Genomic DNA, 19,074 nt, shown 5'->3' on the forward strand with positions numbered 1-19,074 from the left:
GCCGGAGTCGTCGTCCGTCCCCGACCCTCACCACCGATGGGCGGCGACTCCGGATCACCAAGAAGGGGCGGGACCCTGTGCGGGGGTCCCGCCCCTTCGGCATGTCTTACGGGCGTCCCGCCGGTGCGCGGCGCCTGCGGGTCAGCAGGAGGACTCCGCTGCCGGCGAGCAGGGCGACCACACTCCCGGCCGCGAGATACGGGGTGGTGTCGCCGCCGCCGGTCTCGGCGAGGTCGTCGGAGGCGGCCTGCTTCTCTCCGGTCTTGACCTGTGTGTCCGTCCCGGCCGCCTTGTCGTCGCCGGCCGGGATGAAGCCCGCGGGCGGCCGGTCGCAGCCGACGCCGTCGCCGTCGCGGTCCAGATGGGTGCCGTAATGCTCGTCGCCCTTTGCGATGTTCGCGTATCCGGCGGCGTAGGCCTCGGTGCAGTTGTCGAACGGGTGGTCGCCGTCGTGGGCCGAGGCGGCCGCCGGGAGTACGGCCAGGGCCAGCGCGGCGACGACGATGGCGCCGGGCTTACGGAGCAGCTTCACTGCGGGTCCCTCCGGGGTGGTGCGGGTCTCCGGACGCGTGATCAAGAAGTGACGGCCGGTCAGCTATGAGGTGACGAACCTATTGAGGGACCCCACTTGTGGAGGCAGTATGAAGGACCTGTGACACGAACGTGACGTGACCGGACGGTAGCTCTCCGCAAGCCTGACGCCGGGTCAACTGTCGCAGCCGACGCCGTCGTTGTCCCGGTCCAGGTGAGAGGCGTAGCCGGGCTCGCCCCGGTGGATGGGGGCGGCGCCGGCGGCACGGGCTTCGGCGCAGTTGGCGTAGTAGACGCTGTCGGAGTCGGAACCGGAGCCGGAGTCGGTGTCCGCCTCGGCCTGCGCCGTGACCGTTCTGGTGACCTTGACGGTCTCCGTGGCGGTCACGGTCGCCGCGGGTTCCGGCTCGGCGGTCTCGGTCGCCGTGGCTGTGGCCGTGGCTGTCACGGTGGCTGTCGGCCGCGGCTGGGTCGCGGCGGGCTTCGCGTCGTTCTTGGTGTCCTCGCCGCCCGCGCCTATACCGGCGCCAATGAAGAGGGCGAGCGCGAGGGCGGGCAGTACGTACCGCTTCCGGGCCCACTTGGGTGCGGGGCCGGAAGCGGACGGTGCGGTGTACGGGTTGGTCATGGTGTCCCCCCAGAGGTGTTACGTGAGGGGATGACCGTATGGGCGCACCTTCGTATGTGAAGGTGAAGTGTTCAATCTGTGACCGATATGCGGCTAGGACCGGAATGGGCCCGTCACTTCGTACGTGATCCCGCCCGACGAACTCCCCGTCGTCCCCCGCTGGCTGGAGAAGTACAGGCGGGTCCCGTCGGGGGAGAAGGCCGGGCCCGTGATCTCCGAGGACGACTGGCCGTCGATGCGCAGGAACGGGGCGACCACGTCGTCCGGGGTGATCAGGCAGATCTCCATGTTGCCGCCGTCCTCGGCGACATAGAGGTCACCGGAGGAGGATCCGGTGACGTTGTCGACGCCGGTGAGCGGGGCCGTGCCGGAGGTGACCAGGGAGTCGTCGTAGGCCAACTCGTAGGTGCTGGAGGTGAGGTTGAGCTGCCAGACGCGGTTGTCGCCCTTGGTGGTGAACCAGACCTTGTCGTCGGCGTAGTAGCAGCCCTCGCCGCCGTTGAAGGACTTGGAGCCCGAGACCTGGGTGCGGGTGGTCGTGGGGGAGCCGTCGGGGTCGGGGATCGTCGTCCAGGTGTAGGAACCGGAGGCGGCGGTGCCCGCCACCAGCACCTGGAGCGTGCCGGACGACAGGTTGCCCCAGGTCGTGGGCACGAAGCGGTAGAAGCGGCCGTTGGTCTCGTCCTCGGTCAGATAGATCACCTTGCGTACCGGGTCCGCGGCCGCCGCCTCGTGCTTGAAACGGCCCATCGCCGGCCGCTGCACCGCCGCGTTCACACCCCACGGGTCGGTCTCGTAGACGAAGCCGCGGTCCACCTCCTCGCAGGACAGCCAGGTGTTCCACGGCGTCCTGCCGCCCGCGCAGTTCTGCCGGGTGCCGGAGAGGATGCGGTACGCGCCCGTGATCGCGCCGGACGACGAGAACCTCACCGCGCTCGCGCCACCGCTCGGGTTGACCTCCGAGTTGGAGACATAGATCCAGCCGGTGCCGTCCGTGTAGCAGGCGCCGCCGTCCGGGGCGCTGTGCCAGCTGTACGACGTCCCGCTCACCGTCTGTCCCGAGCGGGCGACGACCCGGCTCGTGAAGCCGCTCGGCAGCCGGATCCCGTTGGCGTCCGGCGAGCCCAGTGCCCCGTACGGGCCGGTGCCCGGCTGGGCGGGGGCGGCGTATGCGGCACCGTGCCACAGGGAGCCGCCGAAGGCGGCGGAGGCCCCGCCGACGACGGTCGCACGGAGGAAGGTACGACGTTCCACGCTCACTCCACAGGGGTGTCGTGACAGCCCCGCCACCGGTCGGCGTCGGGGTCGCGCGCTGTCGGACCCTAGGGTCCTGGGATTGACGTGTCATGGACAAGGCGTGAATCGGGCGTACGGCTCGCATGACCAGGAGTGCCCCCGCTCGTAGGCTGGGCTTCCGTCACCGGTGGAGGGAGGCCGGTCATGTCCGGCTGGAGCGAGAAGGACATCCCCGACCAGAGCGGGCGCACGGCCGTGGTCACCGGCGCCAACAGCGGCCTCGGCTACGTCACCGCACGGGAGTTGGCCCGCCGGGGCGCCCGGGTGGTGCTCGCCTGCCGAAGCGAGGCACGCGGTACCGAGGCCGGGGACCGGCTCGTCACCGAAGTGCCGGGCGCCAAGGTGGAGTTCGCCCGCCTCGACCTCGGCGACCTCGCCTCCGTACGGGACTTCGCGCACACCTTCCCGCAGGACCGCCTCGATCTGCTCGTCAACAACGCGGGCGTGATGGCGCTGCCGTACGGCACCACGGCGGACGGGTTCGAGACGCAGTTCGGCGTCAACCACCTCGGGCACTTCGCGCTCACCGGACTGCTGCTGCCGAGGCTCCTCGACACCCCCGCCGCACGGGTGGTGACGGTCTCCAGCGGGGCGCACGCGCTGGCCAACATCGACCTCCGCGACCTCAACAGCGAGCGCCGCTACCGGCGTTGGGTCGCCTACGCCCGCTCCAAGACCGCCAACCTGCTCTTCACCCATGAGCTGGCGCGCGGACTCGCCGGGCACGGGGCCGATGTGGTGGCCGCCGCAGCTCATCCCGGATACGCCGCCACCAACCTCCAGGAGACCGGGCCACGGATGGCCGGGCGGCGGGTCGTCGAGCGGCTCATGGCGGTCGGCAACAGGTTCTTCGCCCAGTCCGCGGAGGGCGGCGCGCTCCCCATTCTGTACGCGGCCACCGCCCCCGACGTCCCGCCCGACTCCTTCACCGGCCCCTCCCGCACGGGCCGGCGCGGCTCACCCCGGCCGTTCTGGCGGGCGCCCTGGACGAGCAACGACCGGGCGGGCGAGCTGCTGTGGGCCGCCTCCGAGGACCTCACCGGGGTGGCGTACGAGGTGTTGAAGGTCTGAGTGCCCTCAGGCCGTCGCCCCGCTGTCCACCACCAGGTCCGTGCCCACCACCGACGACGCGTCGTCCGACGCCAGATAGAGCACGGCCGCCGCGATCTCGTCCGTGGTGGAGATACGGCCCAACGGCAGGGTGGCGTACGCCCGTTCGGTGCGCTGCGCCTCCGTCTCGCCCGGACGCAGGGACATCGGCGTCTCGACCGCGCCGGGGCTGACCGCGTTGATCCGGACGCCGTCACGGATGTGGTCCAGGGCCGCGCCCCGCGTCAGCACCGATACGGCGGCCTTGGTGGCGGAGTACGCGGCGGCGCCGGGACGGCGGGCGTGCACGCCGAAGATCGAGGCGATGTTGACGATCGCGCCGCCGGAGGGCTGGGTGCGCATCTGGCGGACCTCCGCCTGGAGGGCGAGGAAGACACCCGTCACGTTGATGTTCAGCTGCTCCTGCCAGTCGGCCTCCGCGAGTTCGGCGAGCGGCTGCCCGCCCCGGAAGACGCCCGCGTTGTTGACGGCCACGTCGAGCGACCCGAAGCGGTCGACGGCGGCGGCGACAAGGGCGTGTACGTCGGTGGCGTCGGTGACGTCCGCCGTGACCGCCAGGGCCTTGCCGCCCGCCTCCTCGATCAGCCGGACGGTCTCCTCCAGCGGCTCCTGACGGCGTCCGGCCGCGACGACCTGTGCCCCCTCCGCGGCGAGCGCCAAGGCGATCGCGCGGCCGATGCCGGAGCCGGCGCCGGTGACGAGGGCGGTTTTGTCGGTGAAGCGTGTCCTGGCGGTCATGATCTCCCCTTATTCTTGACCGATCGGTTCAGTATGGCGCCAAATAAAAAGCGGCGCCTCTCAGTCGAGCAGCGCCAGCGCCTGCTGCGCCGCGTCCCGCACCCGGGCGGGGTCGGGCGAGGCCTTGCCCACGACCTTGAGGCCCTGGAGCAGGACCAGCAGCATGCGGGCGAGCGTCAGCGGATCGCGGTCGGCGGGCAGTTCGCCCTGCGCCCGCGCGCGGACCAGGCCCGAGTGCAGCACCGTCTCCAAGTGGTCCCAGTTCCGCTCGACCTGGCGGGCCGCGGCCGGGTCGTGCGGGGCCAGCTCGGCCGCCGTGTTGGTGATGAAGCAGCCGCTCAGGCGCAGGTTCTCGGCGGTGGCCTCATCGGCGTAACGCCGTACGAGCGCCCGGACGGCCGGCAGGACCGGGCCCGGCTGGGACAGCTCCCCGAGCAGGTCGGGGAGTCGCTCCTGATAGCGCTCCAGTGCCTTCAGATACAGCTCGTGCTTGCTGCCGAAGGTCGCGTAGAGGCTCGCGCGGCCGATGCCGAGGTGCTCGACCAGGTCGGACATCGACGTCGCCTCGTAGCCGCGCCGCCAGAACAGCTCCAGAGCTGCCTGTAGCGCGGCTTCGGGGTCGAACTCCTTGGTCCTGGCCATGGGGAGCAGCCTAGAACCGGCTGGAACGATCAGTCAAGAAATCATGGGCTGTGCCTCAGGCGGCGCGGACCTCGTACGTCGTGATCCGTACCGCCTCGTCGTCCAGGCACTCCCCGGTCTCCAGGTCGAAGCGCTGCTTCAGCAGGGGCGAGGCCACGAACGGCCGTCCCTGGACGGAGCCGGTCAGACCGCGGGAGAGGACCGCCGCGCCGCCGAACGGGTCGCGGTTGTCGATGGCGTACAGCTTGCCCGCGCGGTCGCGGAACAGGGCCACCTGCCGGCCGTCGGGCAGCAGGGCGGCGACCCCGCGGCCCGGCAGCAGGACGTTCAGGTCGCAGACCGTGAACCAGCTGTCGTCGAGCTGTAGCTGGACCTTCAGGTCGGTGGTCTCGGGTGCCAGGGTCATCGCTGGGCGCTTCCTTCCAGGACGTCTTCAGCAGGGCGGATGCCGATGGACAGCAGCGGCAGGTCGGGCTTGATCTGGTCGCGCTCGGGGACGAAGCCGACGACCGGGTCGGGGGTGTCGGGGGCGTTCACGAAGGACACGAACCGGGCGAGCTTCTCGGGGTCGTTGATGGTGTCGGCCCACTCGTCGCGGTAGTGCGAGACGTGGTTGGCCATCAGGCTCTCCAGCTCCTCGCAGATGCCGAGCGAGTCCTCCACGACCACGTCACGGACGTGGTCCAGGCCGCCCGGGATCCGCTCCAGCCAGGTCGAGGTGCGCTCCAGGCGGTCGGCGGTGCGGATGTAGAACATCAGGAACCGGTCGATCAGCTTGATCAGTTCGGTGTCGCTCAGGTCCTGGGCCAGCAGGTCCGCGTGGCGCGGGGTGGCGCCGCCGTTGCCGCCGACGTACAGGTTCCAGCCGCCGGAGGTGGCGATGATGCCGAAGTCCTTCGACTGGGCCTCGGCGCACTCGCGGGCGCAGCCCGAGACCGCCGACTTCAGCTTGTGGGGCGACCTGAGTCCCCGGTAGCGCAGCTCCAGGTCGATCGCCATGCGGACCGAGTCCTGGACGCCGTAGCGGCACCAGGTCTGGCCGACACAGGACTTCACCGTGCGCAGGGACTTGCCGTAGGCGTGGCCCGACTCGAAGCCGGCGTCGACCAAGCGGGTCCAGATCAGGGGGAGTTGTTCGACGCGGGCGCCGAACATGTCGATCCGCTGACCGCCGGTGATCTTCGTGTAGAGACCGAAGTCACGGGCGATCTCGCCGATGACGATCAGGCCCTCCGGGGTGATCTCACCGCCGGGGATGCGCGGGACGACCGAGTAGGAGCCGTTCTTCTGGAGGTTGGCCAGGAAATGGTCGTTGCTGTCCTGGAGGGCGGCCTGCTCGGCGTCGAGGACGTAGACGTCGGCGCCGATCGTCGGGGCGAGGGAGGCGATGATCGAGGCGACCGCCGGCTTGCAGACCTCGCAGCCGTCACCGCCCTTGGCCTCGTCGCGGCCGTACCGGTCGAGCAGGTCCTGGTAGGTGTTGATGCGCAGGGCGAGGACGATCTCGTACAGCTCCTCGCGGGTCTGCCCGAAGCAGCCGCACAGGCCCTTGTCGACCTCGACGCCGGACGCCTCCAGCTCGGCGTTGACCAGCTGGCCGAGGACCTTGACGCAACTGCCGCAGGTGGTACCGGCCTTGGTGCACTTCTTCACCTCGGGCACGGTGGTGCACTGGTGGTCGGTGACCGCGGCGCGGATGGTGCCCTTGCGGACGTTGTTGCAGGAGCAGATGATCGCGTCGTCCGGCAGCGCGCTCGGGCCGAGCTGCACCGACTCCCCGGCACCGGCGGGCAGCACCAGCGACTCGGGGGAGACCGGCGGGATCGAGCCGGTGAACGCCTTCAGCGTGCCGTAGGCGTCCGCGTCGCCGACCAGGATGCCGCCGAGCAGCGTGCCGTCGCGGCCGATGACCAGCTTCTTGTAGAGGCCCGCGCGGGAGTCGGAGTAGACGACGTCCAGGCAGTCCTCGGTCGTGCCGTGCGCGTCACCGAAGGAGGCGACGTCCACGCCGAGCAGCTTCAGCTTGGTGGAGAGGTCGGCGCCGGTGAAGGCGGCCTCGTCGGCGGCGATGGTCGCGGCGGCCGTCTCGGCCTGCTCGTAACCGGGGGCGACCAGGCCGTACACCCGGCCGTCGGCGGCCAGCGCGCACTCGCCGATCGCGAAGACGCTCGGGTCGTTCACCGTGCGGCACTGCTCGTCGACGGCGATGCCGCCGCGCTCGCCGACCGTGAGGCCCGAGTCGCGGGCCAGCTGGTCGCGGGGCCGTACACCGGCGCTGAACACCACGAGGTCGGTGGCGAGTTCGGAGCCGTCGGAGAGCTTCATGCCGGTGACGGCACCCGCCTCGTCGACGACGATCTCCTGGGTGCCGACGCCCGTGTGGACGCTCAGGCCCATCTCCTCGATGGTCCGCAGCAGGGCCGCGCCACCGCCGTCGTCGACCTGCACCGGCATCAGCCGCGGCGCGAACTCCACGATGTGGGAGGTGAGTCCGAGACCCTTCAGCGCGCCCGCGGCCTCAAGTCCCAGCAGACCACCGCCGACCACGGCACCCGTCGTCGAGGTCTTCGCGTACTCCTCGATCGCGAGGAGGTCCTCGATCGTGCGGTAGACGAAGCAGCCGGCGGCGTCCTTGTTGGGGACCGGCGGGACGAACGGGAAGGAGCCGGTGGCGAGGACGAGGACGTCGTACTCGAAGACCTGGCCGGACTTCGCGGTGACCTTCTTCGCCTCACGGTCGACCGTCTCGGCCGGGTCGCCGACGTACAGCTCGATGCCGTGCGTCTCGATGAACTCCAGGTCCGTCATGGACAGGTCCTCGGGCGTCTTGCCCGAGAAGTACGAGGTGAGGGCGACGCGGTCATAGGCCGGGCGCGGCTCCTCGCACAGCACGACCACGCGGTGCGTGGCGGTCAGGCCGCGGTCGGCGAGCGCCTCCAGGAAACGCTGGCCGACCATGCCGTGGCCGACGAGGACGATCGTGGGGGTGGCCTCCGTGGCCTCCGGGCTGGCGGTCATCAGGAGCCTCCATCGTTGGTGAGCAGGTGGAGCAGCGGGCCGTCGTCGGGGAGCGGCTCTGCTCCCTCCCAGGCGCGGGCGAGCGCGCCGACGGTGCCGAGTTCGCCGACGAGAACCCCGCCGACCAGGCGGTCGTCGCGGACGACGACCTTGCGGTAGGTGCCGCGGGTGGCGTCCGTGAGCTGGACGACGTCGTCCCCCGGCCGCGGCTCGGTCTCGCCGAACGCGGCGAGATCGAAGGGGGAGTCCGGACCGGCCAGGGTGAGCCGGGTCAGCGAACGGGTGCCGGTGTAGCGGGCGTTCGCCCGACCGGCCAGCAACTCCGCGAGCACGTCGGCCTGTTCGAGGGCCGGAGTGGCCAGCCCGTACAGGACACCGTCGTGCTGGACGCAGTCGCCGATGGCGTGGATGTGCGGGTCGGAGGTGCGCAGTTCGTCGTCGACGACGATGCCCTTGCGGACCTCCAGGCCCGCGCTCTGCGCGAGGCCCGCCCGCGGGTGGACGCCGCAGGCCAGGACCACGAGGTCGGCGTCGAGGGCGTATCCGTCGGCCATCTCGACCGAGCGGACGGCACCGCCGACGACGCGGACGTCACGCACCCGGCACTCGGTGTGGATCTCCACCCCGAGGTCCTTGAGGTGCCGCTGGACCAGCTTCGAGGCGCTCGGGTCGAGCTGGCGCTCCATGACCCGCTCGCCCTGCTGGGCGAGGACGACCTGGGCGCCGCGCCGGGCGAGGGCCCGGGCCGCGGAGACCCCGAGGAGCCCGCCGCCGATCACGACCGCCTTCACACCCGGCCGGACCTGCTTGGACAGGCCCAGGCAGTCGTCCATGGTGCGGAAGGCGTGGACGCCCTCCGGCAGGACGTGGTCGGCGTTGAACAGTCCGCGCAGCGGCGGCAGCACCGGGTTGGAGCCGGTCGCGAGAACCAGCGTTCCGTATGCGATCTCCGAACCGTCCGCGCACTCGACGGTCCGGGCCTCGCGGTCGATGCCGGTGACCCGGGCGCGGGTGAGCTCCGCCGGCGCGGGCAGCGCTATCACGTCGGGGCTGTAGCGCCCGGCCAGCACCTCGGCGAGGAGCACCCGGTTGTACGGGCGGTGCTCCTCCTCGCCGATCAGTGTCACGGGCGTGCCGAGCTCGCCGAGCCGCCGGGCGAGACGGACGCCCGCGAGGCCGGCGCCGATCACCACCACACGCGTATTCGAGGTCATGTCTAGGAGCGTGCGGTGCGGGTGTTTCCCGACCGCATCGCATCTGTTTCCCACGAGGAACGCTGCCCTCCCCACCGCCGGGGGTCGGGTGTGAGGGTTCGGAGCAGGCGGCCGGGGTGCGCTGTGAGGAGGGTGTCGTGGGCCACAGCGGGGTGACCGGAGCCCGGATACGACCCAGGTGATTGGGCGCTGCACGTATCCCATTCATAAGGTCGCGCTCATGCCGACATACCCCTGACCACCGTCGTCGTCCTGTGCCTCGGCCCTGGCGGCCGGCTGGATCGACGCGGTGGTGGGCGGCGGGGGCCTGCTCCTCCTCCCCGCCCTCCTCCTCGGCCTCCCGCCCGGCACCCCGGCCGCGCACGCCCTCGGCACCAACAAGGCGGTGGCCATCGTGGGCACGTCGGGCGCGGCGGTGACATACGCCCGCAAGGCGCCGGTGGACGTCCGCCTGGCCGTCCGTATCGGCGTGGCCGCCCTCGCGGGCTCGTCCGCGGGCGCGTTCTTCGCGGCCGGGACGAGTACGGAGGTGCTGAAGCCGGTGATCATGGTGGTGCTGATCGCGGTGGCGGCCTTCGTGATCCTGCGCCCGGCGTTCGGTACGGCACCCGCGACGGGCCCGGTGTCCCGGGAGCGCGTTGTCGCGGCGATCGGCCTGGCGGGTCTCGGCATCGGCTTCTACGACGGTCTGATCGGCCCCGGCACCGGCACCTTCCTGGTCCTGGCCCTCACCGCGGTCCTCCACCTCGACCTGGTCACCGCCTCGGCGACGGCCAAGATCGTCAACTGCTGCTCCCCCACTCTCGGCTTCGCTCGACCGGGGGACCCCCATCGCGGGCGCGCTGGCGATGTTCGCCCGGCAGGGCGCGGTGCTGTGGCGGCCGGCCGCGCTCATGGCCGTGTTCAACCTGGCGGGCGGCATGCTGGGCGCGCACACCGCGTTGAAGAAGGGGAGCGGCTTCGTCCGGGTCGTGCTGCTGACGGTGGTGTTCGCGCTGGTGGCGAAAATGGCGTGGGAGCAGTGGGTGGCCTGACGCTACGGTGACCCGATGGCTACCCAGGTGATCGTGCTCAACGGCGGCTCCAGCTCCGGCAAGTCCGGCATCGCGCGGTGTCTTCAGGAGGTCCTGCCGGACCCGTGGCTGACCTTCGGCGTCGACTCGCTGATCGAGGCGATGCCGGGCCGGGGGGTCGGCATCGACTTCGCCGCCGACGGCGGGGTGGACGTCGGCCCCGCCTTCATGGCCCTGGAAGCGGCGTGGGCCCGCGGGATCGCCACGATGGCGCACTCCGGCGCCCGGCTGATCATCGACGACGTCTTCCTCGGCGGCGCGGCCACCCAGGAGCGCTGGCGCCGCGTCCTGGACGGCCTCGACGTCCTCTGGGTCGGCGTCCACTGCGATCCGGCGGTGGCCGCGGGCCGCGAGATCGCCCGCGGCGACCGGGTACGGGGGATGGCGGAACAGCAGGCGGAACCGGTCCACCGTGGCGTGGCCTACGACATCGAGGTCGACACCGCCCGCACCGAGTCACTGGAGTGCGCGCGGGCCATCGCCAAGGCGGTGGTCAACGGCTCCCCGTGAGGTGGGCGAAGACGACCACGTTGCCCTGGTAGCCCGTTGACTTCGAGTAGCCGCCTCCGCAGGTGATGACCCGGAGTTCGGGGCGGTGGGCCGCGCCGTAGACCTTCCTGTCGGGGAAGTGGCGGGCGTCGTGGACCTCCACGGAGTCGACGGTGAAGACCGCTGTCGTGCCGTCGCGGCGTTCCGTTTCGATCCGGCTGCCCTTCTTCAGGGCGCCGAGGTCGTAGAAGACGGCGGGGCCGTCGGCGTTGTCGACATGGCCGGCGACGATCGCGGTGCCGGTCTCACCGGGGGTGGTGCCGGCCTCGTACCAGCCGGCGAGGTTCTTCTTCTCGGCCGGCGGGACGTCGAGACTGCCCGTAGGGGTGAGCCCGAGGCCCATCAGGGGCGCGGACACCCCGATCGACGGGATGCGGATGCGGTCGGGCGGGGAGGGCGGCAGGGCGGGTGCCGAGCGCGGGTCGGTGTGACCGGCGCGGGCCTCGGACGGCGCCGGCTGCGGCGGGGCGTGCGTCTCGGCGCCACTGCGCAGCAGCCACGCGCCCGTGCACAGGGCGACCAGGGTGACGGCCGCTATGACGACGTTGCTGACTCTGCCGGCCCCGATGAATCTGCGCACACGAGCCTCCTACGCGGTGGACCCGCCCCCCTCCGGGCCGCGAGGGGCGTCGGACCCGGAGGGGGAGGGACATGCGGTACCGGCGGACGGACAGCGGAGGGTGTCCGTCAGATCCCGTCGCCTCTCGCCCGGCGATGCAGGAGCCAGGTACCGCCCGCGGCGGCGACGGCGAGAGCCGCCACGCCGGCCGCGGTCTGCACGGGGTCGGGGCCCAGAGCGCCACCGACCCCCGTCTTCACACTTCCTCGGGGATACACCTGCTGCCGAGTCGACGTCATCGTGACCATGAGGTCACCGGTGACCCGCTGTCCGCTCTCCGCGCAGGTCGCGACGATCTCGTACGTCCCCGGCTGCGCGCTCTCCGGCACCTTGAACTGCCCGATCGCGTCCTGCTCGTGGGTGCTCGGCGCGAGCGTGAACCGCCCGGCACCGACCGCGCTCGCGTCGCCCTCCGCCGTGGCGCCGTCGCCGCACGCCGCCGTGTTCACCGTGACCTGCTCGCCCGGCACGACCGAGGAGGGGTACACCTCCAGGCTGCCCGAGTCCGCGGCGTACACCGGCGCGGTTGCCAGCCCGGCGGTCGCGACGGCGAGCGCGGTGCCGGTGAGCAGACGGGCGGTACGGCGCATCGGTGCTCCTTCGAGCGATTCGGTGTCCCCTGCCCTTCCGAGGTAAGTCGCAGCGGGCCGAGCGCGCTTCCTGAGGGTGCGTCAGAAATGTGCTGAATGGGTGTCAGGTCGGGGTAAAAGGGGCCTGGAAGTTCGGAGTTTCGGCAGGTCACCGGCGTACGGCAGGTGTGTCGCGGAAGAGAACCCGAAGGGCGCAGAGCGCGCGTGCGACCGGGTGACCTGCCGGTCGTGGCCACGGCTTGACCTCGACCAAGCTTGAGGTATCAGGCTGTGCCGCATGCCCAACCCAGACGCGCTCGGCGCAGACGCCCCGCTCCATGTCACCCTCGTCGTCGGCAGCAACCGGCACGGCCGTTTCGGCCCCGTCGTCGCCGACTGGCTCCTCGACCACCTCCGCGGCCGGGACGACCTGATCCCCGAGGTCGTCGACGTGGCCGACGTCCATCTCCCCACGAGCCTGACCCCGACCCCCGAGGCGACCGCCACCCTCGCCGACGTCACCCCGAAGCTGGAGGGCGCCGAGGCCTTCGTCGTCCTCACCCCCGAGTACAACCACTCCTTCCCGGCGGCCCTGAAGAACCTCATCGACTGGCACTTCACCGAGTGGCAGGCCAAGCCGGTCGCCCTCGTCTCGTACGGCGGCCTGGCCGGTGGCCTGCGGGCGACCGAGCATCTGAAGCAGGTCTTCGCGGAACTGCACGCGGTGACGGTGCGGGACACGGTGTCCTTCCACAACGCGGGCGCGTCGTTCGACGACACCGGCCGCCTGAAGGACCCGTCGGGCCCGGAGGCGGCGGCCAAGACGATGCTGGACCAACTGGTGTGGTGGGGCAGGGCCCTGCGAGAGGCGAGGGCGCGGCACCCCTACGGGGCGTAGCCCGTCGCTCTCACCGCGGCAGGCGCAGGGCGAGTCCGTCGAGGACGACCTCCAGGCCGTAGTGGAACTTCTCGTCGCGCAGGGCGGCCGGATCGGTCACCGCGGGGGCGTCGGTGTAGGACTCGGCGAGGTGTTCGTGACCGGCCGCGGCCTGCTGGGCGGCGGGCATCAGACGGGCGATGAAGGCGGCCTCGCTCTCGCCGGCGCGGCGACCCTGGGCGACGCGAGCCTGCTCCGCACGGCTCGGGAGGCTTTCGCCGACGCGATGTCGACCACCTTCACGGTCAGCGCGATCGGCGTCCTGGCGGCAGCTCTGCTGGCGGTGCTGGTGATGCGCGACGCAAAGCCCCGGGCGGCGGACCGGCCCGTCGAGAAGGAGGCGGAACTCGCCGCCTGAGCCGAAGCGAAGGGCAAGACCGAGAAGGCCGGTTCCCGTGAGGAGCCGGCCGCGGTGTCACCCGTCGGCGGTCTCGCGCCGTGACTCGTGGTTGGCCAGCAGGTTGAGGAGTTCCGCCACCGTCAGGCTGGACTCCGCCGGGTGGCGCAGGATGGTTCCCGGCTGGATCCGGTACGTGTTCGATCTGCCCTGGCGTCGATGGGTCAGATACCCGTCGGCCTCCAGATCGGAAATGATCTTCTGGACGGCGCGCTCGGTCAGCCTGCACCGGGCGGCGATGTCGCGGATGCGGGTGGTGTGGTCTTCGGCGATCGCTGCCAGTACGCGGGCGTGACTGGTGAGAAACGTCCACCCCGAGTGTGGTTCCGGCACTTCTCCCATGCGCTCAGAATAGGACCTCTGGTTCGCGTAACCAAAAGAGTGAAATAAATTTCCGGTATCCCTTGACGTGTGAAGGTGCGGTGCGGAAGCTGGAACCGGAGCGAGCGGACTCGACAAGGACAGCGAACATGCACGCACCTATCGTGGTCGACGACAGCGCGCCGCACCTGACCATGGACGCGCCGTCCCCGGACGGACGTGTCCGGGTCACGGTCCGCGGCGAGCTCGACATCAGTGCCGCCCCGGCGCTGGAGCGAACCCTGCGGCGGGCCCTCCGGTGCGCCGCGCGGGGCGTGGACCTGGACCTGGGCGGGACGACGTTCTGCGACTGCTCGGGTCTCAACGTCCTGCTGGCCGCCCGGCGGCGCGCGCTGGAGCACGGCAGGACGCTGACCATCCGAACCGCCGGTCCCGCGGTACGGCACCTGCTGACCGTGACCGGCACCTGGCCACTGTTCACACCGGGGGAGCACGCCCTGAACCACGACGAGCAGGCACTGCGCAACGAGGTCGTCCAGCTGCGCCGCGCCATGCAGACGCGGCCCGCCATCGACCAGGCGCGGGGCATCCTGATGGCGACGTTCGCGCTCAGCCCCGAGGACGCCTGGGACGTACTGGTGAGGGTCTCCCAGAACACCAACACCAAGCTGCACGTGCTCGCCGGCGAACTGGTGGGCACGGCTGAGGACGGAGGGCTCCCCGACGGCATGAGGCAACAGGTGACGGCGGTACTGGCGACCCTGCCCGCGTCCGGTGCCGAGGAGTCCGCGCCGGACGCGGCACCCTGAGGTGAGCCGGGCGCGCCGCTCCCCGGAACGTCGGCGGTGCGGTGGCGGAGCCCCGTTGAGGCCCGCCACCGCACCGCCGTCGTGTCCCACCCGCCCGCAGGTCAGGCCATGTTCACCGGGTCAGGCCACGTTCACCGCGCTCCAGGCCGCGGCCACCGCGTTGTACTCCGCGCTGCCCGCCCCGTACAGGTCCTTCGCCGCGTTCAGCGTCGCCGTGCGGGCGCCCGCGTAGTTCGTCGAGGACGTCATGTAGACGGTCAGCGCCCGGTACCAGATGGCGCCCACCTTGTCCCGGCCGATTCCCGACACCGAACTGCTGTTGCAGGTGGGGGAGTTGTAGCTGACGCCGTTGACCGTCTTCGCGCCGCTGCCCTCGGACAGCAGATAGAAGAAGTGGTTGGCGACGCCCGACGAGTAGTGCACGTCGAGGTTCCCGACCGAGGAGCTCCAGCAGTCGGCCGAGTTGCCGTCCTTCGACGGCTTGTCCATGTAGCGCAGCGCGTCCCGCCCGAAGCCCGACCGGACGATCTTCTCGCCGATCAGATAGTCCCCGGCGTCGGAGGAGTTGCCCGCGTAGAACTCCACCAGCGTGCCGAAGATGTCGGAGGTCGCCTCGTTGAGCCCGCCGGACTCACCCGAGTACGTCAACGCCGCCGTCTTCGACGTCACCCCGTGCGACATCTCGTGCCCCGCCACGTCCAGCGACACCAGCGGGCCGAGCTGCGTCCCGTCACCGTCGCCGTAGGTCATGCAGAAGCAACTGTCGTCCCAGAAGGCGTTGTTGTAGCTGTTGCCGTAGTGGACGCGGTTGTACGAGCCCTTGCCGTCACCGGCGATGCCGTTCCTGCCGTGGACGTTCTTGTAGTAGTCCCAGGTGACGTTCGTGCCGTACTGCGCGTCGACCGCGGCCGTCGCCCGGTCCGAAGTCGCCCCCGTTCCCCAGTGGTTGTCGGCGTCGGTGAACAGCGTCGCCGGGGCACGGCTGAAGCAGATGCCGAGGATGCACAGGTCGGTCTTGTTGGCCGCGTCGCCGGTGTACGTGTTTCCGCGCGTCGCGTCCTTCAGCTGGTACGTCGACCCCGACAGCGTCGTCTCCAGCGGCACCGTCCCGCCGTACAGCGACTTGCCGTCACCCGCCGCCGACTCGAGCGAGTCCCAGGCGTCGATCTGGGCGCCCGAGCCCGCGTCGGTCAGCACCACGCGCGCGACCGGGTTGCCCAGTGAGTCCTGGGCCACCGCCTCGGTGCGCCAGGCCAGCTTCGGCGTGCCGTGCAGGGCGTCGACCACCAGCTGCGGCTTGGCGGTCAGCTTCTTCAGCGTCTCGCCGAGGTTGGCGGCGCGCAGCGCGTTCGCGGCGAGGTCGGCGGCCTTGGGCGCGGACAGGGTGGGCGTCACGCCGGCCAGCGAGATCGCCTTCTTCGTCGCGCGGTCGGCGCCCTTGTACGACCCGTCCGACGCCAGGTGGACGACGAAGTCGCCGCCCAGCACGGGCAGGTTGCGGTAGGTGCGGTCGTAACGGACGTGCTGTGCGCCGTTCTTGTCGACGACGACGTCCCGGACCTTGGTGTCCTGCGCGGACGTCAGACCCAGCGCGGCGGCCTGGTCGACCAGCGCCGAGGCCGCGTTGTCGATCGCGGTGGCCCTGGTCGGTCTGTCGGCCGCGTCGGCGGCGGGGACGAGAGCGGCCGCCAACAGGGCGGTGCTGGTGACGGCGACACCGGCGGCGGCGAGCCGGGAACCCCGGAGGGAGCGGATGGAGCGGACAGGACGAATTGAGCGTATTCGGCTCATCTGTCTCCTCAGGAAGGCGCCTTGGGCGCGTGGGGGAGGCGCTCGTGCTGGAGGAGATTCAAAGGGCATGGGCCTGTCATGTCCATACCGCGTCTGTGCCGGTGTGTGTGGAGAGAGAATCGTTTCTGTGAGCCTCCCGTTTTTCGTCTACGGCACCCTTCGCCCAGGTGAGCCCAACCACGACCACTTCCTGCGCGGCCGCACCCGGTCCGAGGACCCGGCGCTGCTGCACGGCGCGGCGCTGTACGACGGCCCCGGATACCCGTACGCGGTCGAGGAACCAGGCACCCTCCACAGCGAACCCGGCACCGTCCGCGGCGAGCTCGTCACCGCCCGCCCCGAGGAGTACGCCGATCTCCTGGTCGCCCTCGACCGCCTCGAGGAGTACGCCCCGGGCGACCCCCGCAACCTCTACGAGCGGGTCGAGCGCGAGGTGGTCCGGGACGCCGACGGGACGCGGGTGCGGGCCTGGGTGTACGTCGCCGCCCCCGCCGTGGCCCATCGACTGCGCCTGCGGGGCAGCCGTATCGAGACGGGCGACTGGCTCACTCTGCGCTGACTACAAGTCCCCCGCCACTCTCAGGACTTGACCGTCTCCAGCCGCACCGCACACGTCTTGAACTCCGGCATCCGTGAGGTCGGGTCGAGTGCCGGGTTGGTGAGGGTGTTGGCGCGGCCCTCGCCGGGCCAGTGGAAGGGCATGAAGACCGTGTCGGGGCGGATGCCCGTGGTGATCCGGGCCGGCGCCACCGCCCGGCCGCGCCGGGACACGACCGCCACCGGGTCGCCCTCGGCCGCGCCGAGCCGCGCCGCGAGCCGCGGATGCAGCTCCACGAACGGACCGGGCGCGGCGGCGTTCAGCTCGTCGACCCGGCGGGTCTGCGCGCCGGACTGGTACTGGGCGACGACCCGGCCGGTCGTCAGCAGCACCGGGTACTCGTCGTCCGGCTCCTCCGCCGACGCCCGGTGCGAGACCGGCACGAAGCGGGCGCGGCCGTCGTCGGTGGCGAAGCGGTCGAGGAAGAGGCGGGGAGTGCCGGCGTGTGCCGCCTCACCGGCGTCCTGTGTCGGGCACGGCCAGAACACCCCGTTCTCCTCCGCCAGCCGGCGGTAGGTGATCCCGGAGTAGTCCGCCGCCCCGCCCGCGCTGGCCCGGCGCAGCTCCTCGAAGACCTCCTCGGGGTCGGTCGGGAAGCCCTTCTCCACGCCGAGCCGGTCGGCGAGTTCGTGCATGACGTCGAGGTCGCTGCGGACCCCCTCGGGCGCGGTGATCGCCTGCCGCCGCAGCAGCACCCGGCCTTCCAGGTTGGTCGTGGTCCCCGTCTCCTCGGCCCACTGGGTGACCGGCAGGACGACGTCCGCGAGGGCAGCCGTCTCGGAGAGGACGACGTCACAGACGGCAAGGAAATCAAGGGACTTGATGCGCTCCTCGATGTGCGCGGCGGCCGGCGCCGACACCACCGGGTTGGAGCCCATCAGCAGCAGCGACTTGATGTCCGTACCCAGGGCGTCCAGCAACTCGTAGGCACTGCGCCCCGGTCCGGGAAGCGAGTCGGGGTCCACGCCCCACACCTCGGCGACATGGCGTCGCGCCGCCGGGTCGTCGAGCTTGCGGTAGCCGGGCAACTGGTCGGCCTTCTGGCCGTGTTCACGCCCGCCCTGCCCGTTCCCCTGCCCGGTCAGACAGCCGTACCCGGACAGCGGCCTGCCCGCCCGCCCGGTCGCCAGGCACAGGTTGATCCACGCGCCCACGGTGTCGGTGCCCTTGGACTGCTGCTCGGGTCCGCGTGCGGTCAGCACCATCGCGGCTTCCGGCTCGCAGAACATCCGCACGGCTTCCCGGAGTTGGGGCACCGGCACGCCGGTGATCCGCTCCACGTACTCCGGCCAGTGCGCCATCGCCGCGGCCCGCGCGTCCTCCCAGCCGGCGGTGCGCTCGGCGACGTACGCCTCGTCGACCCGTCCCTCGGCGACGACAAGGTGCAACAGGCCGAGCGCCAGGGCGAGATCGGTGCCGGGGCGGGGCATCAGATGCAGGTCGGCCTGGTCGGCGGTCTTGGTACGCCGTGGGTCGACGACGATCAGGGTGCCGCCGTTCTCCTTCAGCTCGGTGAAGAAGCGCAGCGACGGCGGCATGGTCTCGGCGAGATTGGAGCCGACGAGGATGACGCACCCGGTCTTCGGAATGTCCTCCAGCGGGAACGGCAGCCCGCGGTCCAGGCCGAACGCCTTGATGCCGCCGGCCGCGGCCGAGGACATGCAGAAACGTCCGTTGTAGTCGATCTGCGAGGTGCCGAGGACGACCCGGGCGAACTTGCCCAGCGTGTACGCCTTCTCGTTCGTCAGGCCGCCCCCGCCGAACACCCCGCACGCGTCCGGACCATGTTCCGTCCGCGTACGCAGCAGCTCCTCGGCGATCCGGTCCAGTGCCTCGTCCCAGGTGGCGGGCACCAGGGTGCCCGCTGCGGAGCGCACCAACGGGGAGGTCAGACGGACGCTCGACGAGAGCACCGCGGGCGCTGTCCGGCCCTTGCCGCACAGCGCCCCCCGGTTCACCGGGAAGTCCGCGCGCTCGGTGACCTCCACGCCCCCGTCCGGGACGGGCGTGAGATTCATCCCGCACTGCAAGGCGCAGTAGGGGCAGTGGGTGGGCGTCGCGGAGTTCTGCATGCCTTTCAGCGTGCTTCCGCCGTGTTACGTACGCGGCGGCTCCCTGTTACACGGCCGGGACGGCGACCTCCCCGCCGCCTCCCGGTCTCGGTGAGGCCACCGGCCCCGACCCTGGTCAGACACACAGGTGGCCACCCATGAGTCGCCACCGGGCGGGGCGGA

Annotated in this window: 20 protein-coding genes and 1 pseudogene; 7 read left to right on the forward strand and 14 right to left on the reverse strand. The window is 71.3% G+C overall.

Features of this window, described 5'->3' with window-relative positions; genetic code table 11:
• Positions 1-106: 106 nt before the first annotated feature.
• The 3 genes from OG866_RS29945 to OG866_RS29955 all read right to left on the reverse strand — a co-directional run bounded on the left by OG866_RS29945 (position 107) and on the right by OG866_RS29955 (position 2,413).
• Positions 107-532, reverse strand: coding sequence for an excalibur calcium-binding domain-containing protein (locus tag OG866_RS29945; RefSeq protein ID WP_329339476.1), 426 nt, complete (start codon positions 530-532; stop codon positions 107-109).
• A 174-nt stretch (positions 533-706) separates the two neighbouring features.
• A complete protein-coding gene (locus tag OG866_RS29950) occupies positions 707-1,159 on the reverse strand; it encodes an excalibur calcium-binding domain-containing protein (RefSeq protein WP_329339478.1) in 453 nt (150 codons plus the stop codon).
• A 93-nt stretch (positions 1,160-1,252) separates the two neighbouring features.
• Positions 1,253-2,413, reverse strand: a complete 1,161-nt coding sequence (locus tag OG866_RS29955) for an alkaline phosphatase PhoX (protein ID WP_329339480.1) — start codon at positions 2,411-2,413, stop codon at positions 1,253-1,255.
• Between the two features lie 186 nt (positions 2,414-2,599).
• Here OG866_RS29955 and OG866_RS29960 point away from each other — a divergent pair, with 186 nt between their 5' ends.
• Positions 2,600-3,526 (forward strand): oxidoreductase, encoded by a 927-nt coding sequence (locus tag OG866_RS29960; protein ID WP_329339482.1) that lies wholly within the window; start codon positions 2,600-2,602, stop codon positions 3,524-3,526.
• Positions 3,527-3,532: 6 nt separating this feature from the next.
• On the opposite strand, the gene OG866_RS29965 is transcribed toward OG866_RS29960, so the two are convergent.
• From OG866_RS29965 to OG866_RS29985, 5 genes are read right to left on the reverse strand one after another with little or no spacing between them, the layout of a single operon-like run.
• The gene (locus OG866_RS29965) at positions 3,533-4,303 is read right to left on the reverse strand and encodes an SDR family NAD(P)-dependent oxidoreductase (RefSeq protein ID WP_329339483.1); all 771 of its coding nucleotides are present in this window, start codon (positions 4,301-4,303) and stop codon (positions 3,533-3,535) included.
• 60 nt (positions 4,304-4,363) lie between these two features.
• Positions 4,364-4,945 (reverse strand): TetR/AcrR family transcriptional regulator, encoded by a 582-nt coding sequence (locus OG866_RS29970; protein ID WP_329339484.1) that lies wholly within the window; start codon positions 4,943-4,945, stop codon positions 4,364-4,366.
• Positions 4,946-5,000: 55 nt separating this feature from the next.
• Entirely contained in the window at positions 5,001-5,351 is a 351-nt protein-coding gene (gene nirD / locus OG866_RS29975) for a nitrite reductase small subunit NirD (protein ID WP_329339486.1), read from the reverse strand.
• Positions 5,348-7,963, reverse strand: coding sequence for a nitrite reductase large subunit NirB (gene nirB / locus OG866_RS29980; protein WP_329339488.1), 2,616 nt, complete (start codon positions 7,961-7,963; stop codon positions 5,348-5,350). The genes nirD and nirB overlap by 4 nt, the downstream gene beginning before the upstream one ends.
• On the reverse strand, positions 7,963-9,177 hold the full coding sequence (locus OG866_RS29985) for an NAD(P)/FAD-dependent oxidoreductase (protein ID WP_329339489.1): 1,215 nt from the start codon (positions 9,175-9,177) through the stop codon (positions 7,963-7,965). The genes nirB and OG866_RS29985 overlap by 1 nt, the downstream gene beginning before the upstream one ends.
• A 228-nt stretch (positions 9,178-9,405) precedes the next feature.
• Here OG866_RS29985 and OG866_RS29990 point away from each other — a divergent pair.
• A pseudogene (locus OG866_RS29990) lies at positions 9,406-10,211 on the forward strand (sulfite exporter TauE/SafE family protein).
• 15 nt (positions 10,212-10,226) lie between these two features.
• Positions 10,227-10,760, forward strand: a complete 534-nt coding sequence (cpt, locus tag OG866_RS29995; protein WP_329339490.1) for a chloramphenicol phosphotransferase CPT — start codon at positions 10,227-10,229, stop codon at positions 10,758-10,760.
• On the opposite strand, the gene OG866_RS30000 is transcribed toward cpt, so the two are convergent.
• Both OG866_RS30000 and OG866_RS30005 read right to left on the reverse strand, forming a co-directional pair.
• Positions 10,744-11,379, reverse strand: coding sequence for a class F sortase (locus OG866_RS30000; protein ID WP_329339491.1), 636 nt, complete (start codon positions 11,377-11,379; stop codon positions 10,744-10,746). The two genes, cpt and OG866_RS30000, sit on opposite strands and share 17 nt — an antisense overlap.
• Positions 11,380-11,486: 107 nt before the next feature.
• Positions 11,487-12,008 carry a hypothetical protein gene (locus tag OG866_RS30005; protein WP_329339492.1) on the reverse strand — a complete coding sequence of 174 codons (522 nt, stop codon included), beginning with the start codon at positions 12,006-12,008 and terminating at the stop codon, positions 11,487-11,489.
• 277 nt (positions 12,009-12,285) lie between these two features.
• Here OG866_RS30005 and OG866_RS30010 point away from each other — a divergent pair, with 277 nt between their 5' ends.
• Positions 12,286-12,885: an NADPH-dependent FMN reductase gene (locus OG866_RS30010; protein WP_329339494.1), complete on the forward strand. Its 600-nt coding sequence runs from the start codon at positions 12,286-12,288 to the stop codon at positions 12,883-12,885.
• A gap of 10 nt (positions 12,886-12,895) precedes the next feature.
• On the opposite strand, the gene OG866_RS30015 is transcribed toward OG866_RS30010, so the two are convergent.
• Complete coding sequence (locus tag OG866_RS30015; protein ID WP_329339495.1) at positions 12,896-13,054, reverse strand: hypothetical protein; 159 nt, start codon at positions 13,052-13,054, stop codon at positions 12,896-12,898.
• On the opposite strand from OG866_RS30015, the gene OG866_RS30020 reads away from it, so the two are divergent.
• Positions 13,022-13,282, forward strand: coding sequence for a hypothetical protein (locus tag OG866_RS30020; RefSeq protein ID WP_329339496.1), 261 nt, complete (start codon positions 13,022-13,024; stop codon positions 13,280-13,282). The genes OG866_RS30015 and OG866_RS30020 overlap by 33 nt on opposite strands.
• Before the next feature lie 57 nt (positions 13,283-13,339).
• Here the strand turns inward: OG866_RS30020 and OG866_RS30025 are convergent, their stop codons facing one another.
• Positions 13,340-13,663 (reverse strand): helix-turn-helix transcriptional regulator, encoded by a 324-nt coding sequence (locus tag OG866_RS30025; protein WP_329339497.1) that lies wholly within the window; start codon positions 13,661-13,663, stop codon positions 13,340-13,342.
• A 128-nt stretch (positions 13,664-13,791) separates the two neighbouring features.
• Here OG866_RS30025 and OG866_RS30030 point away from each other — a divergent pair, with 128 nt between their 5' ends.
• Positions 13,792-14,451, forward strand: a complete 660-nt coding sequence (locus OG866_RS30030; protein ID WP_329339499.1) for an STAS domain-containing protein — start codon at positions 13,792-13,794, stop codon at positions 14,449-14,451.
• Positions 14,452-14,571: 120 nt separating this feature from the next.
• On the opposite strand, the gene OG866_RS30035 is transcribed toward OG866_RS30030, so the two are convergent.
• Positions 14,572-16,242, reverse strand: coding sequence for a M4 family metallopeptidase (locus OG866_RS30035; RefSeq protein WP_329339500.1), 1,671 nt, complete (start codon positions 16,240-16,242; stop codon positions 14,572-14,574).
• Between the two features lie 127 nt (positions 16,243-16,369).
• On the opposite strand from OG866_RS30035, the gene OG866_RS30040 reads away from it, so the two are divergent.
• A complete protein-coding gene (locus tag OG866_RS30040; protein ID WP_329339501.1) occupies positions 16,370-16,801 on the forward strand; it encodes a gamma-glutamylcyclotransferase family protein in 432 nt (143 codons plus the stop codon).
• Between the two features lie 20 nt (positions 16,802-16,821).
• Here OG866_RS30040 and OG866_RS30045 read toward each other — a convergent pair whose 3' ends face one another.
• Positions 16,822-18,912, reverse strand: a complete 2,091-nt coding sequence (locus OG866_RS30045) for a molybdopterin oxidoreductase family protein (RefSeq protein ID WP_329339502.1) — start codon at positions 18,910-18,912, stop codon at positions 16,822-16,824.
• Between the last annotated feature and the right edge of the window lie 162 nt (positions 18,913-19,074).

This window comes from Streptomyces sp. NBC_00663 (assembly GCF_036226885.1).
Lineage (GTDB): Bacteria > Actinomycetota > Actinomycetes > Streptomycetales > Streptomycetaceae > Streptomyces.